The 14,745-nt window shown below is 70.8% G+C and carries 14 protein-coding genes; 10 read left to right on the top strand and 4 right to left on the bottom strand.

Going from position 1 to position 14,745, the window contains the following annotated elements; all coding sequences use genetic code 11:
* The first annotated feature begins 2 nt into the window (after positions 1 to 2).
* From ACFWPS_RS12255 to ACFWPS_RS12245, 3 genes are all read left to right on the top strand, one after another.
* On the top strand, positions 3 to 1,337 hold the full coding sequence (locus ACFWPS_RS12255) for a dihydrolipoamide acetyltransferase family protein (protein ID WP_383703861.1): 1,335 nt from the start codon (positions 3 to 5) through the stop codon (positions 1,335 to 1,337).
* 75 nt (positions 1,338 to 1,412) lie between these two features.
* Complete coding sequence (locus ACFWPS_RS12250; protein WP_383703859.1) at positions 1,413 to 2,069, top strand: maleylpyruvate isomerase N-terminal domain-containing protein; 657 nt, start codon at positions 1,413 to 1,415, stop codon at positions 2,067 to 2,069.
* Between the two features lie 181 nt (positions 2,070 to 2,250).
* Positions 2,251 to 2,433, top strand: a complete 183-nt coding sequence (locus ACFWPS_RS12245) for a hypothetical protein (RefSeq protein WP_089106194.1) — start codon at positions 2,251 to 2,253, stop codon at positions 2,431 to 2,433.
* Between the two features lie 13 nt (positions 2,434 to 2,446).
* Here the strand turns inward: ACFWPS_RS12245 and ACFWPS_RS12240 are convergent, their stop codons facing one another.
* Positions 2,447 to 3,673, bottom strand: a complete 1,227-nt coding sequence (locus ACFWPS_RS12240; protein WP_383703857.1) for a glucuronyl hydrolase — start codon at positions 3,671 to 3,673, stop codon at positions 2,447 to 2,449.
* Between the two features lie 200 nt (positions 3,674 to 3,873).
* Entirely contained in the window at positions 3,874 to 4,539 is a 666-nt protein-coding gene (locus tag ACFWPS_RS12235; protein WP_383703855.1) for a DUF4097 family beta strand repeat-containing protein, read from the bottom strand.
* A gap of 236 nt (positions 4,540 to 4,775) precedes the next feature.
* On the opposite strand from ACFWPS_RS12235, the gene ACFWPS_RS12230 reads away from it, so the two are divergent.
* The gene (locus ACFWPS_RS12230) at positions 4,776 to 5,531 is read left to right on the top strand and encodes a helix-turn-helix domain-containing protein (protein WP_383703853.1); all 756 of its coding nucleotides are present in this window, start codon (positions 4,776 to 4,778) and stop codon (positions 5,529 to 5,531) included.
* Positions 5,532 to 5,611: 80 nt separating this feature from the next.
* Here ACFWPS_RS12230 and ACFWPS_RS12225 read toward each other — a convergent pair whose 3' ends face one another.
* On the bottom strand, positions 5,612 to 6,397 hold the full coding sequence (locus ACFWPS_RS12225; RefSeq protein ID WP_383703851.1) for a DUF1932 domain-containing protein: 786 nt from the start codon (positions 6,395 to 6,397) through the stop codon (positions 5,612 to 5,614).
* Positions 6,398 to 6,510: 113 nt separating this feature from the next.
* On the opposite strand from ACFWPS_RS12225, the gene ACFWPS_RS12220 reads away from it, so the two are divergent.
* From ACFWPS_RS12220 to ACFWPS_RS12195, 6 genes are all read left to right on the top strand, one after another.
* A complete protein-coding gene (locus ACFWPS_RS12220; protein WP_383703849.1) occupies positions 6,511 to 7,182 on the top strand; it encodes a GntR family transcriptional regulator in 672 nt (223 codons plus the stop codon).
* A 121-nt stretch (positions 7,183 to 7,303) separates the two neighbouring features.
* Positions 7,304 to 8,245, top strand: a complete 942-nt coding sequence (locus ACFWPS_RS12215) for a DUF6282 family protein (protein WP_383703847.1) — start codon at positions 7,304 to 7,306, stop codon at positions 8,243 to 8,245.
* Positions 8,242 to 9,003 carry an ABC transporter ATP-binding protein gene (locus tag ACFWPS_RS12210; RefSeq protein WP_383703845.1) on the top strand — a complete coding sequence of 254 codons (762 nt, stop codon included), beginning with the start codon at positions 8,242 to 8,244 and terminating at the stop codon, positions 9,001 to 9,003. Before ACFWPS_RS12215 ends, ACFWPS_RS12210 begins: the two co-directional genes overlap by 4 nt.
* Complete coding sequence (locus ACFWPS_RS12205) at positions 9,000 to 9,872, top strand: ABC transporter permease (RefSeq protein WP_383703843.1); 873 nt, start codon at positions 9,000 to 9,002, stop codon at positions 9,870 to 9,872. The genes ACFWPS_RS12210 and ACFWPS_RS12205 overlap by 4 nt, the downstream gene beginning before the upstream one ends.
* Positions 9,869 to 10,912 (top strand): ABC transporter substrate-binding protein, encoded by a 1,044-nt coding sequence (locus ACFWPS_RS12200; protein WP_383703841.1) that lies wholly within the window; start codon positions 9,869 to 9,871, stop codon positions 10,910 to 10,912. The genes ACFWPS_RS12205 and ACFWPS_RS12200 overlap by 4 nt, the downstream gene beginning before the upstream one ends.
* Before the next feature lie 71 nt (positions 10,913 to 10,983).
* Complete coding sequence (locus tag ACFWPS_RS12195; protein ID WP_383703839.1) at positions 10,984 to 12,573, top strand: thiamine pyrophosphate-binding protein; 1,590 nt, start codon at positions 10,984 to 10,986, stop codon at positions 12,571 to 12,573.
* 85 nt (positions 12,574 to 12,658) lie between these two features.
* Here ACFWPS_RS12195 and ACFWPS_RS12190 read toward each other — a convergent pair whose 3' ends face one another.
* On the bottom strand, positions 12,659 to 14,413 hold the full coding sequence (locus ACFWPS_RS12190; protein WP_383703837.1) for a tannase/feruloyl esterase family alpha/beta hydrolase: 1,755 nt from the start codon (positions 14,411 to 14,413) through the stop codon (positions 12,659 to 12,661).
* Between the last annotated feature and the right edge of the window lie 332 nt (positions 14,414 to 14,745).

Below are 14,745 nucleotides of genomic sequence, written 5' to 3'. Positions count from 1 at the left end.
CCGTGTCACAAGAGCAAGTTTTCCTGTTGCCCGACGTCGGCGAGGGGCTCACCGAGGCCGAGATCCTCCAGTGGGCGGTGAAGGCCGGCGACACCGTGGAGATCAACCAGATCCTCGTCGAGGTCGAGACGGCCAAGGCCGCGGTCGAACTCCCCTCTCCCTACGCGGGTGTTGTCGGGACCCTGCACGCCCGGGAAGGGGAGACCCTGCCCGTGGGGCAGCCCCTCATCACCATCCTCAGCGATGCCGGTGTCGGTACGAGTCCCGAGGCGGCCGGCGAGACCGCGGAGGCTTCCGGCAAGGCGGCCCTGCTGGTGGGTTACGGACCGCAGGAGTCCGCCGGCCGCCGCCGCCGTCGTACCCCCGCCGCGTCCGCTGTCCGGTCGGTCGCGGAACCGGCGGTGACCGCCGAACCGTCGCCGGTCCCGGCCGTCGAGCGGGCGGCCGCGAAACCGCCCGTCCGGAAACTCGCCAAGGACCTGGGCGTCGACATCACCACCGTCACGCCGACGGGACCCGGATCCACCGTCACTCGCGACGACGTTCACAGAGCGGCGGCCACAAGTCCCGTCACGGCTACGGAAGGTGCCCCGCAAACCGTCCCTCAGACTGTCCCGGAGCCCGCCGCCACCGAGACCCGTGTCCCGATTCGCGGCGTACGCAAGCGCACCGCCGCCGCCATGGTCGCCTCGGCGTTCACCGCGCCGCACGTCACCGAGTTCACGACGGTGGACGTCACGGCGACCATGCGGCTACGGGACACGGTGGCCGCGCGCCGGGAGTTCCGCGAGCTGCGCGTCACGCCGCTGCTCCTCGTGGCCCGGGCGCTCCTGCTGGCGCTGCGCAGGAACCCCGAGGCGAACGCCAGTTGGGACGAGGACGCCCAGGAGATCGTGCTCAAGCACCACGTCCATCTGGGCATCGCCGCCGCGACCGAACGCGGGCTCATCGTTCCCAACATCAAGCACGCCGACCGGATGTCCCTGCGTGAGCTCGCCGAGGCGCTCGCCGAGCTCACCGGCACGGCCCGGTCCGGGAGGACGACGCCCCGGTCGATGACCGGCGGGACCATCACCATCACCAACGTCGGCGTGTTCGGCGTGGACACCGGGACGCCGATCCTGAATCCGGGGGAGGCGGCCATCCTCGCCGTGGGCGCCATCCGGCGCATGCCCTGGGTCGTGACGGACGCGTCGGGGGCGGAGACGATCGAGCCCCGCTGGGTCACGCAGCTGGCCCTGTCCTTCGACCACCGTCTCATCGACGGCCAACAGGGCTCCGAGCTGCTGGCCGGCATCGCCGCCGTCCTGCACGATCCCGGCCTTGCGATGCTCTGACGGGGCGAACCGCCGGCTGCCGGGCCGGTGTTCAAAGGGAGGGATGGCTCCTTCGGGTCGCGGTACGGTCCTGCCATGTCTCGATCAGCCGATAGCGATCTCTCCCAGCCCCCTGTCACCGCCGATGACCTCGACCTTGCCGTGCAACTCGCGGTGGCCGTCCTGCGCGAGGCGCCGCCGGCCGCCTGGGAGGGCAAGGCCGGTTCGCTGGAATGGGACTGCTGGGAGACCGTCGAGCACCTCAGCGACGACCTCTTCGCCTACGCCGCGCAACTGGGCCCGAAAACACCGCCCTTGGACGGGGAGGTGCCCTTCGTGTGGGAGAGCCGGCGGCCCGGTGGTCCGGCGAACGCCATTCACGCGGACCGCACGGCGGGGCCCGCCGGCCTGCTGCAGGTCCTGGAGGCGAGCGGTGCGCTGCTGGTCGCCATGGTGCGCACGACGCCTCCGGGGACCCGTGCCCACCACGTCTTCGGGGCCTCGGACCCCGAAGGCTTCGCCGCGATGGGAATCGTGGAGACCCTGGTGCACACGTACGACCTGGCACACGGGCTCGGACTCGCATGGAGTCCGCCCGCCGATCTGTGCTCACGGGTGCTCGTCCGGCTGTTTCCGGACGCCCCGTCGTCCACGGATCCCTGGCCCACCCTCCTGTGGGCCACGGGCCGTGCCGAACTACCCGGACATCCTCGTCTCGCCACCTGGAGCTGGGACGGCACGCCCCGGGCATAGGCAGGGAAGGGCTCACCGGGTCCATTGCCGCGCAGATTCCTCATTTCGGCGCGACAGCCGTGAAAGGCGGTCAGAATGTGGCGGTGAGGCCGGTGGTGTGGGGCGCCGGCCGTCCGCGTGCTGTGAAAAGTGAGTTCCGTCTTCAGGCAACGGCGTACGCTCCGCGTCGAAGGAGGGTGCCATGGCCGCTCACGCGAAAGCGATCGGGATCTGGTGGCTTGCCACCATGGCTGCCCTGACCACGGCGGTCATCGCGGTCGTCCTCGTCGTCCAGGCCGACTCGGGGGAGGCGTCCCCACCGCCGCCGTCCCCCCTCACCGCACCGTCGACGGACGCGCCCGGGACGACGAGCGCCTCGCCGTAGGGACCGGGCGTCGTCAGACCGTCGACAGGTCGATCGCCCGGTCCAGGTCGTGTGGCTGCAGGACGCGCAGGATCGCCTCCAGGAGGTAGTAGTCGGCGTACGGGAGGGAGATCTCGATACCGTCCTCGGCGGGGCGGTTGCGGGTGCAGCGGGCGACCACGGCCTCGGCGCGGGTGGAGTGGGTGGTGAGGCACGTCCGGCAGAGCGCGTCGAGTATGCGCAGGGCGGTGGTGCGGTACGGCTGGTTTCCCGTGGCGGCGGCCAGGTCGAGCAGCCCGCAGGCCATGACGGTCGCGGCGGAGGCGTCCTTGACGTCGTACGGCTGTTGCGGTGCGCGGTAGTCCCAGACGGGCACGTGGTCCGGGCCGAGGGCCTTGACGGCGTAGTCGGCGAGCGTGCGGGCGGTGGCGAGGAACCGGCGGTCGCCGGTGCGGCGGTACATGGTGGTGAAGCCGTAGATGCCCCAGGCCTGTCCGCGGGCCCAGCAGGAGGTGGGACTGTAGCCCTGGACGGTGTTCTGGCCGATGGGGGTGCCGGTGGCGGGGTCGAGGTCGTAGACGTGCGGAGTCGATCCGTCCGGTCGCGGGAAGAGGCGGCCGGTGGTCTGCGCGTGTCCCACGGCCGCCTCCATGAAGGCGTCTTCGCCGGTCTGCTGGGCGGCGAAGACGAGCAGGTCGAGGTTCATCATCGTGTCGATGATCATGCGCCCCGCGTTGTCGGAGGTGTTGAGCGCGCCCCAGGCCCGCAGGTAGCGGCCGCGGGGGTTGTAGCGCTGGAGCAGTGAGCGCGCGGCCTGCACGGCGCCGTCCCGCCAGGACGTGTCGCCGGTCAGCCGCCATGCGGTGACCCAGGACGGGGTGAACAGGAAGCCCAGGTCGTGGGTGCCGGTGTCGTACTGGCGGGGGGCGAGTCTCGCGGCCGATGCGAGGGCGAGGGTGCGCAGGCCGTCGTCGCCGCTGTAGAGCCAGCTCATCCAGAGGATGCCCGGCCAGAATCCGCCGACCCAGTCGCCGTTCTGGGAGTAGACCCACTTCTCGAACTTCGTCCCGACCGGGAAGGCGCTCACCCCGGGCGCGACGGCTCGCACTTTCGCCACCGCGTAGTCGGCCGCGTCACGCAGCACCGCCTCCGTCGCCGCCGGCACCCGGCCGGGGAGCGCCTGCGCGGACTGAGGCACGGCGGCGTACGCGACCGCGGCGCCGCCTGCGGTGGCCAGCACGGCCCTGCGGGACATGTGCATGGGTGCCTTCCTCTCCAACTGGGCTGATACGTGCGGGAGTTGAAGGAGTCTCGCATGCAGGTGCGCGTGCGTACATACATGTGCGCAAGGTTCAAGTATGTGAATGAGATGGGTGGGCCGCTCGGTTCCGGGCGGTGACTTCCCCGAGGGGCCCGGCGTGGATCGTCGGGCCCCTCGGAGCGGACGGCCGGTCGGTGCGTCTACAGGCTGCGGGCGGTGATGTCGCCCCGGGAGGTGGTGGCGCGGATGTCGAGTTCGGTGGTGCCGTCGTTCTTGAGGGCGTTGCTCACGCGGCCGTAGTCGGTGCCGGCGTCCAGGGTGGCCGAGACACCGGCAGCCGCGCCGACCGAGATGTCGCCGTCCTGGGTGCGGAGTACGACCGTGCCGCGCACGGCCTCGTTGATCCGGATGTCGCCCCGTGCGGTGCTGATCTCCGCCGGGCCGCCCAGCCGGCCGACCTCGACATCGCCGTCGGTCGCGGTGAGGCGGAGACTCGCGGCCTCGTCGATCTTGATCTCGCGGTACGCGCCGTCGAAGACGACGTCGCCGAGGCGTCCGACGCCGCGCAGTTCGGTGCTGGCCGCCTTGGCCTCGACGCGGGAGCCGGCGGGGAGCTGGACGGTGACCTCGACGGAGCCGGAGGGGCCGAGGAGCTGGTTGCCGGGTGCCGCGGCCGTGATCCGCAGGACGCCGTCGGCGTAGGTGACGGTGGTCTGCTCGGCTGCCTTGACGTCGCGGCTCTTGGTGGGGCCGGCGGGCCGGACCTCGACAGTGGTGTCGGCGCGCTCCGCGGCGATGAGCTGGACGCGTCCGGCGGGGATGTCCAGGACGGCGGAGATCGGGGCGGGGGTGTCGAACTTCTGCATCGTGGTCTCCCGTTGTCATTCGGTGTTTCTGATATCGGAAACGCTACGTTGCTTTCCTGATTACGACAATGAGTTCGTTGCGCAAGATATATGTAATCGCAGCTCAGAGCATAAAAACCGTTGCAACGGTTCTGAAATCAATGCAACGTCGAGACTGTGTGCGTTGCAATGGTGGACTGGTGAACGCTATGCTCGGAGGCCGGGGACCGTCACCGAGGAACAACGAGGAGAACGTGATGCCGGGAGGCAGGCTCACCCAGCAGGAACGCCAGCAGATCGCGCTGGGGCTGGCCGACGGCCTCGCCTATGCCGAGATCGGCCGCCGCCTCGACCGTCCGACCTCCACGGTCACGCGTGAGGTGATGCGCAACGGCGGCCCCACCGCCTACCGCGCCGACCTGGCCCACCGCGCCACCGAACGCCGCGCCCACCGGCGCCGGCCCGCCTCCTCCCGGGAGCCGGGCGCGGTGCCGCAGCCGCACGGACGTGACGCCGAGGCCGTCGCCGAGTACGAGGAGACGCTCACCACCGTCTTCATGCAGTCGGGTACGCCCCAGATGATGGCCAGGGTGCTGGCCTGCCTCTGCATCAGCGACGCGGCCAGCCTCACCGCGTCCGAACTCGTCCAGCGGCTCCAGGTCAGCCCGGCGTCCGTCTCCAAGGCGGTCGCGTTCCTCGAGGAGCAGGGGCTCGTCCGCCGGGAGCGCGACGAACGCCGCCGCGAGCGTTACTTCGTCGACGACGACGTCTGGTACCAGTCGATGGTGGCCAGCGCGCGCGGCACCGCCCAGGTCGCCGAGACCGCACGTCAGGGCGTCGCCGTCCTCGGCCCCCGCACCCCGGCCGCCAACCGCCTGGAGAACATCGCCCGCTTCCTCGACTTCGTCAGCGAGAGCATCACCCGCGCCGCCGAGCAGGCCCGCGAAGTCCTGCACACCAGACCTGCCGCGACCTCCGACGACACCGGCCGGCCGAGTCGGGACGACGAATAGACGGCCGTTTCGGTCGGCGCGACGGCGGGACCTGCTCAGCGAGCCGCCGAGCCGCCGAGTCCGATATGCCGTCGTGGTGCCTACCGCGTGGACAGCCGGTGCAGCAGATCCCGGCTCGCCGTGCTGATCAGCGGGGGTACGTCGAGGTCGTCGAGCATGTCGGCGGCGGCCTGCATCTCAGCCGTGCGGCGTACCGCGTGCCGGTGGCTGCCGTCGACCAGCCGGTCCAGCGTCGCCGAGTCCGCCTGCGTCAGCTCGTCGGTGATGAGCTCCCGCAGCCACTCCTCGCAGCCGGCCGCGCGCGCCGCCTCCAGTGCCTCGACGGCGGCCGCCGCCCATCCCTTGTAGAAGACGCTGCGCAGCAGCTTGCGCTCGGCGGCCAGCCCGGCGGGGCCGTCGAGGACGTCCACCCGCGCGCCGAGCGGACGGAGGAGGCCGGCGTAGCGTCCGGCCGCCGCCCCGGAGGCGAGCATCGGCGTGCGCAGCCCCCGGCCGGGCACGGTGGCCATCAGGGCCACGTCGACGAGAGCGATGCCCGCGTCCGCCGCGACCTCGCCGAGGCGCCGTTTCTCCGCGGGTGACGCGGTGTTGAGTTCGGCCCACAGGCAGCCGGGCGCGGTGCCGGCGAGGCCCGCGCGCAGCGCGTCCGGAGCGGCCGACGCGCTGTTGACGCTCAGGACCAGATCGCTGCCGGCGGCCGCCTCCGCCTCACCGCCGGTGCCCACGACACCCGGCGGCGCCGCGACCTTCGGGTCGTACCCGCGAACCAGCGCCCCCGCGGCGACCAGGTCGCTCGCGATCGCGGCGCCCGCCTCGCCCAGACCGAGTACGGCGATACGAAGACCGGCCACAGCCGTGGAGTTCACAGGTGCCTCCCAGTTCGTGTTCATCGTCCCTGGCCGGAGGCCGTCACGGCAGGGCAGGATTGGCGACAATATCGTTGCCATTCTGATCGTTCTGTCGCGGAAAGGGGAACCACGTGTCGACAGCACCCCACATCCCGTCCGGGTCCGACCCGGTCGTCGAGGTCATCCGCGCGGCGATCGTGCGCGGGGACTACGTACCGGACCAGCGGCTCGTGGAGGTGGACCTGGCGGAGCGGTTCTCGGTCAGCCGCGGTGCCGTGCGCTCCGCCCTGCTCCAGCTGGGCAACGAGGGGCTGGTGGAGCGCATCCCCAACCGGGGTGCCCGGGTGCGCGCGGTACCGCTCGCCGAGGCGATCGAGATCACCGAGGTCCGGATGGTGGTCGAAGGCCTGTGTGCCGCCAAGGCCGCCCAGCGGGTGACCGACGCGGAGATCGCCGAACTGCGCGAGATTCGGGCGGGGATGATCGGAGCGGTCGAGGCCGGGGAGGTCATGATCTACTCCCAGTTGAACAACCGGCTGCACCGCCGTCTCGTGGAGGTGAGCGGTCAGGCCACGGCCGGGGGCGTGCTGGAGCGGCTGCGCGGCCAGTCGGTGCGGCACCAGTTCCGGCTCGCCCTGCAGCCGGGGCGGCCGGCGGTCTCGCTCCCCGAACACCTCGCGATCATCGATGCCGTCTGCGGCCGTGACCCGGTCGCCGCCGAGCAGGCCGCCCGGGGGCACCTCGGCAGTGTCATCCACGCACTGCGGAAAAGCGCCAACACGGCGTCCTCGCGGGCGAGTTAGCGCGGCGGCCGTCGCCCGTCGGGCGCGGACGGCGGTCGGTACCGCTTTCTGCGCAACCCATTGACGCCTCCTGACTGATTGTTAACAATCTGGGTCACCAAATTGGTGACAGGGAGGCGGCATGACCGACCGACCAGCCACGCATCCGATCCCCTCGGATGAGGCCCGCGAACTCGTCGCGGGGGCTTACGACATCCATCTGCACATCGCACCCGATCTGATGAAGCGCCGCGTGGACGACCTGACCCTCGCCTCCCGCTTCGCCGAGGTCGGATTATCCGGCTTCGTTCTCAAGTCGCACTACGTGCCCACGGCGGAACGGGCCGCGGTGGTCCGCAGGGCCGTCCCCGGCTTCGGAGCGGTCGGGGCGATCACCCTGAACGGCTCGGTGGGTGGGATGAACCCGATCGCCGTGGAGATCGCCGGCCGTGGCGGCGCCCAGGTCGTCTGGCTGCCCACCGTGGACAGCGCCAACGAACGGGCCTGTACGGCGAGCAGCCCCGAGGGCGCCACACCGCCCATGTGGATGCAGTTGCAGAACGAACTCCGCGACGCCGGCATGACGGCCGACCCGGTGGACGTGGTCGGACCGGACGGCAAGGTCCTGGAGATCACCCGCCAGGTGCTCCGGGTGATCGCGGCCCACGACATGACCCTCGCCACCGGCCACCTCGGCACCGAGGAGATCACCGCAGTCGTGGACGCGGCGGTCGAGGAGGGCGTCCGCCGGATCGTCGTCACCCACCCGGAGTTCACCTCGCAGCGGGTGGAAGTGGCACGGCAGCGCGAACTCGCCGCCAAGGGCGCCCTGCTGGAGCGGTGCTTCACCACCCCGTACACCGGCAAGGTCTCCTGGGAGCTGTGGCTGGAGCACATCAGGGCCGTCGGCCCGGAACACTCCGTGCTCTCCAGCGACCTCGGCCAGCCCTTCAACCCGCCGGTGGAGGACGGACTTCCGCTGCTCGCGGAGCGGTTGCTCGCCGCGGGCTTCACCGAGGACGAGATCCGGGTCATGGCCGTGGACAACAGCCGCTGGCTGGCCGGAGCGGTGCAGGACCGATGACCGCCGTCCTGGAACTCCGCGGGCTGAGCAAGCAGTTCGTGAAGGGCGACACCGGGATCGTGGCACTGCGCGATCTGAGTCTCGGCATCGAGGAGGGCTGCTTCGTCACCTTCCTCGGCCGCAGCGGCTGCGGCAAGTCGACGATGCTGAACATGATGTCGGGGCTGATGTCCCCGACCTCGGGCCGGGTGACGTACCGGGACATGCGGGTGTCCGGCCCGCGCACCGAGGTCGGCTACCTCACCCAGTCCGACACCCTCATGCCCTGGCGCGACGTCCGCCGCAACGTCGAAATGCCCATGGAGATCAAGGGAGTTGCCGCCAGGGAACGCCGGGACCGCGCGGCGGACCTCATCGAGCGGGTCGGACTCACCGGCTTCGAACGGCACTATCCGCGCGAACTCTCCGGCGGCATGCGGCGCCGCGCCAGCCTCGCCCGGATGCTCGCCGGCGACCCCGAAGTGCTTCTGCTCGACGAGCCGTTCGGGGCCCTCGACGCCCAGCTCCGTTCCGTCCTCCAGGCCGAACTGCTCCGGCTCTGGCAGGGCAGCGGCCAGACCGTCGTCTTCGTCACCCACGACATCGAGGAGGCCCTGCTGCTCGGCGACCGGGTCGTGGTGCTCGGCCGGATCGGCCGGGTCGTCCTGGACAAGGAGATCGACCTGCCCAGACCGCGTGACGCCGACGGACTGCGCGTGGACCCGCACTTCGTCGGCCTGCACAAGAAGATGACGGCGGCGCTGCGGGAGGCACAGTGAACACGGTCGACGCGAAAACCCCGGCGGACCCGGAGACGGAGACCCAGACGACGATCGGTCAGTCGGTCACCGTCCCCCTGCACCGCAGCTGGTGGGAACGGCACGGCGGCACCGTCGTCATCTGGGGCGGCCGGCTGGTCCTCGCCGTCGTCCTGCTGGTGGCCTGGCAGCTGTGCGCCGGGCGGGTCTTCGACCTCACCTTCACCAGCAGGCCCCTCGACGTCGTACGACGGCTGGCCGACTGGCAGCGCCAGGGCCTGCTCTGGTCCAACACCTGGGTCACCCTCAAGGAGGTCGTCCTCGGCTTCCTGCTCGGCGCCGCCTCCGGTGCGGTCACCGGGTTCGTCCTCGCCTCGCTGCCGACCTTCTACCGCATGGTCGACCCGTTCATCGTGGCGCTGTACTCGCTGCCGAAGGTCGCCCTCGCCCCCCTGTTCATCGTCTGGTTCGGCATCGGCATGCAGATGAAGGTGCTGCTCGCCGCCGTCACCGTGTTCTTCCTGGTCTTCCTCAACACCGCCGTCGGCGTACGGGAGGTCGACCGTGGACTGATCGACGCGGTACGGCTGATGGGCGGCCGCCGCCGGGACATCGTCCTCAAGGCCGTCCTGCCCGCCTCCATGACCGGCCTGCTCACCGGCCTCAAGGTCGCCGTCCCGTACTCGCTGATCGGCGCCGTGATCGGGGAACTCGTCGCCTCCAACCGGGGGCTGGGCTATCTGATCAGCGACGCGGCCGCCAACTTCGACACGGCCGGGGTCTTCGCGACGCTCGTCGTCCTCTCGGTCATCGCCACCGTCCTCAACCTGATCGTCAGCCTCATCGACCGCAGGGCCAACCGCTGGAAGCCACTGGAGGGCAGGAAATGAGAGAGCAGCCGCGTATGGACCGCCGGCAACTCGTGAAGGGCCTGCTCGCCACCGGAGCCGTCACCCTCACCGGCACGGGCTGCGCCAGGTCCGGTGCCTCCACCGGGACCGGGAAGATCTCGGTCGGGCAGGTCAGCCAGTCCATCGCCTTCTTCCCGCTGTTCATCGCCACCGAGAAGGGCTACTTCAAGGACGAGGGCGTCACCTTCGGGGACCCGCCGATCCTCGGCACCGGCGCCAAGGTGGCCGCCGCGCTCAAGTCCGGCAGCATCGAACTCGGCGGCTCGGTCATGACCGACGTCCTCAAACTCTCCGCGATCCAGAGCGACATCCGGCTGGTCGCCGACCTGGTGGACCGCTACTACATCGACATCATCACCGGGAAGAACTTCAAGGGCGCCGCGGCCGACGCCACGCTCGACGAGCGCATCAAGTCGCTGCGCGGCCGGAAGATCGGCATCACCGGGCCCGGCAGCGGCACCGAGGCGCTCGTCATCTACCTCTTCGACAAGGTGGGCCTGGACTCCAAGAAGGACGCCCAGCTGGTCAACCTCGGCAGCGAGCCCAGCGCGGCGCTCGGCGCGCTCAAGGGCGGCCAGGTCGACGCCCTGTCCTTCGCCCAGCCGCTCGGCCAGCAGGCGGAGGGAACCGGCGTCGGAACCCTGTACATCTCCCCGGCGCGTGGCGACATCCCCGGCCTTGTCGACGTCTCCCACGGCGTCATCTTCACCACCCAGAGCATCCTCAAGGACAAGGCCAAGGAGATCGCGGCCTTCCAGAGAGCGCTCGTCCGGGCGAAGAAGGACATCCACGGCAACGACACCACAGGGGTCAAGAAGCTGCTCGCCGAGTACCGCAGCGGCCTTCCCGACACCACCCTCGACGCCCTGATCCCGCTGCTGAAGAGCGAGATCCCGACGACGAACGCCTTCAGACGCTCCTCCTTCGACACCGCGGTCGCCTTCCACAGGTCCGCCGGCCTCATCACCGAGGACCCCGACTACGACCTGCTCGTACCGGCGAACCTGCGCGAGACGTGACCGCGGCCGGCGGACCCGAGGAGCTCCGCACGGAAGGGACGAGAGGGGGTGGCACGGGCAGGACGGCCGCAGTGGTCGCCGAGTACGTGCGGGCCACGGGGACGCGAAGTGTGTTCGCCTACCCCGGTGACCCGATCATCGAACTGATGGAGGCGTTCCGGGCCGCCGGCGTCGAGGTCGTGGCCGGCACCCGTGAGGGCACGGCCGTGTTCATGGCCGAGGCGCAGGCGATGGTGACCGGGCGGCCCGGTGTCTGTCTGTCGACGCTGGGGCCCGGTTCGACCTCGATCGTCAACGGGGTGGCCGCCGCGACCTGGGACCGGGTTCCGCTGCTGGCGATCTCGGGCCAGATCGACCCCGGTCGCGAAGACCTGGTCACCCACCAGGTGGTGGACCACAAGCTGCTCTTCTCACCCGTGGCCAAGTGGGCCGGCCGCATCGACCCCCGGTCGGCCGACGCGGTGCTGCGCAAGGCGCTGCGGCTGGCCGTCGCGGAGCGGCCCGGCGCCGTACACCTCACCGGCTCCGCCGAGGCGTTCGCCGCTCCCGCACCCGCCGCCGGCATCGCGCCGCCGCCCCTGGACGGCGCCGCCGGCGGGGTCCGGGTGCAGCGGGCTCCCGGCGGCCCGGACCCGGCGGCGCTGCTGCGGTCGGCCCGGCGCCCGGTGGTGCTGGCCGGCACCGCCGCGACCCGGTGCGGAGCCTCCGCGGGCCTGGTCCGGCTGGCGGAGACGGCGGGTGCCCCGGTGGTGGTGTCACCGATGGCCAAGGGCGTCTTCCCGGAGGACCATCCGCTCTTCGCCGGGGTTCTCGACATGGCCTGCCATCGCGTGGTGTGGGACCTCCTGGCGGGCAGTGACCTGGTCGTCGCCGCAGGCTTCGACCCCGTCGAGCTCCTCAGGCCGTGGTCCCTGAACACGCCCGTCCTGCATGTCGACACCACGCCCAACGTCGACCAGGTCTATCCCAGCGACTGCGAACTGGTCGGGGACGTCGGGGCGAGCCTGGACTGGCTCGCCGACGGCTGGCGGGGCCAGCCCCGCCGGACCGGGGCGGACGTCGCCGTCCACCGCACCCGGCTCCGCACGGCCTACTACGCGGGCCGGGTCGAAGGACGTCTCAACCCCACCGACGTCATCGACGTCATCCGGGCCGGTGCGCCGCCCGACACCGTCGTCACCTGTGACGTCGGCTCGCACAAACTCCTCGTCGGCCAGGGCTGGCAGGCCCGCGCACCGCGGGGTGTCCTCATGAGCAACGGCCTGTCCTCGATGGGCTTCGGGCTCCCCGCGGCGATCGCCGCCCAGCTGACCCTGGGCGAGGTCCCCGTCGTCGCGCTGATCGGCGACGGCGGCTTCGCCATGACGGCGACCGAACTGCGGACGGCCGTCGCCCGCCGGCTGCGGCTGACGGTGGTGGTCTTCTGCGACGGCAGCCTCAACCGCATCGAGCTCAAACAGCGGGCCCTCGGCTACGGCGGCACGGCGACCCGGCTGGACGACATCGACCTGGTCGCGCTCGCGGGTGCCATGGGCTGCGACGGCGTACGCGTGACCTCGGTGGCCGAACTGGAGAAGGCCACCACCGGTCTCGCGACCCGCACCGGCCCCCTGCTCGTCGAGGCCCGCATCGACCCCGCCCAGTACGAGGCCCAGTTCTAGGAGCGGACCGTCCTGATCAGGCACCGGCTGCCGCACGGTGCCTGATCACCGGCTGCCGCACGGTGCCTGATCACCGGCCGGAGGTTCAGCTCTTCCCGGGGCGGGTCACCCACTTGCCGTCGACCCAGCTGCTGACCGTCTCGTATCCGGAGCGGAACGAGCCCAGGTAGTCCACCTTCAGGTTGTTCTCGGCGGTGGACAGCTGTGCCGTGTAACCGGCGGGGTCGTCGGCGGATCCGCCCGTGGTGCCGACCGCGATGTAGGGGAACGCGTACACGGGGCGGGCGGCCGTCACGGTGCCGCTGCTGTTGATCTTCCGGCTGAGCAGGCTGTCGGGTGCCTCGCCCGCGGTGACCCAGTCGACGACCGCGGTGAGTGCGTCGATGCTGTCCGGGCCCTGGCCGCCGCCGCAGTGGGCCACACCCGGGAGCAGGAACAGCCGCGCGAACTCCCTGGTGGCCGCCGCACCGCCCATCGTCTTCGCCACCGCCTTGTAGTAGGCCATCCCGGCGACGGAGGAGATGTTCGGGTCGGCCAGCCCCTGCCAGACGATCAGCTTGCCGCCGGCCGCCTTGAACGCGGACAGGTCGGGGTCGGTGGCGTCCATCGGCCCCTCGTTGAGCTTCATCAGCTTCTTGTACGAGGCGTCCGTGAACGTGACGTCCCTCCACGACAGTTCGGGGTGCGCCTCGGGATAGAGCAGGTAGCGGACCCGTTCGTTGACGTTGGTCTGGTTGGTCGTGGAGCCGGTGGCGGTGGTCGGGACGATGACCCCGGCCCAGTTCAGCTCGTTGCCGCGCAACTGCCAGCCCGGGTAGAGGAGTTTGCCGGCGCTGTCGCGCGGCCCCGAGTACAGCTTGCGCACGGTGCTGACCTGGGCGGCGGTCAGGCAGAAGTCGTCCGCAGTCGAGGTCTGCCCGCTCGCGCAGGCGATGCTGCCCGGGTCCCAGGTGCAGCTGAGCGGGTCCTCGATGATCCCGTCGTCGGTCGCGCCGCATCCGTTGAGCACCGCGTTGTGCAGCGGGGTGAGGTCGGCCGTGGTCAGCGTGGCCGCGCCGTCCGTCCCGGCGAACACGGCCTGGGCGTTCCAGGCGTGCTGGAAGGTGTGCGCGGTCCAGTTGTTGGCGGGGGCGCCGGCGACGATGCCGTTGAAGTCCGTCGGGTAGCGCTGGGCCTCGGTGAGGGCCTCGTGGCCGCCCTGCGAGCAGCCGTCGTAGTAGGCCCGGGTGACGGAGGCGCCGTAGAAGCGCCTGATGATGTCCTTGGCCACGACGGCGAGTTGGTGCTCGGACTTGTAGCCGAAGTCGGTCTTGAGGGTGGGGTCGGTGCCGAAGAGCCCGGAGCTCATGCTGGTGCCGTAGTGGCCCTGGTTGTCCGAGGCCACGGCGAACGCGCCGTCGGTCAGCGGCACGCAGCCGGTCGCGGCCGGGGCGCTGCCGCTGCTCACCACACCGCAGTTGCCGCCGCAGCCGACCTGGAGATAGCTGCCCTGCCAGGTCGTCATCGGCAGCCGCAGATCGAACTGGATCTGCGGGGCGATCAGGCCCTTCACCTCACAGGCCGCCCAGTTGCCGAGGGTGTTGCCGCCGGCGGCCAGCACGGTCGCCGAGGCGATCTGGGTGGGGGCGCCGGAGATGCCGCTCAGATCGAGCGCCGCGACGGCGGAGCAGTCGATGGCGGGAGCCGTGGCGGAGGCGGTTGCCGAGGCGGTGGCCGTGCTGTCGGCCTGTGCCGAACTTCCGGTCAGTGCGCCGACGGTGCCGATCGTCAGCGCCAGCACGGCGGCCAGGACCGCGGCGACACGTCGCAGGCGGATGCGTTTCCAGGGAGGTGGCTGCACGGGGGCTCCAGAGTCTCCAGGCTCTTCGAACGGTCCGGGAACACGCGGACCGCGGGACGGGTCAGGAGTGAAGCAGCGAGTGCGGGAGCGGGAGAAGCGGGCGGTGCCTGTGAATCCGTGGATCGGTCATCGACGACCGGGATGCGAGCCATCACCTTGTGAACCTGCCGAGAGACAAGGAGGTGCTGAAACTGAAAATCCTGGCCGTGTCCCACAGTAAGACACAGGTAAATCCGAGTACCGCTCGATGGCATCCATAGCGGCGGCTGGTGGAATTTATCTCCTTCACACAACGGGCAGGGAGATCTGGCGGCTGTGTTTACGGGAACCGC

This window comes from Streptomyces sp. NPDC058457 (assembly GCF_042720695.1).
In the GTDB taxonomy this organism is placed as follows: domain Bacteria; phylum Actinomycetota; class Actinomycetes; order Streptomycetales; family Streptomycetaceae; genus Streptomyces.
The sequence above is the reverse complement of the archived record's forward strand: the minus strand, read 5'-3'. Positions and strand labels throughout refer to the sequence as shown.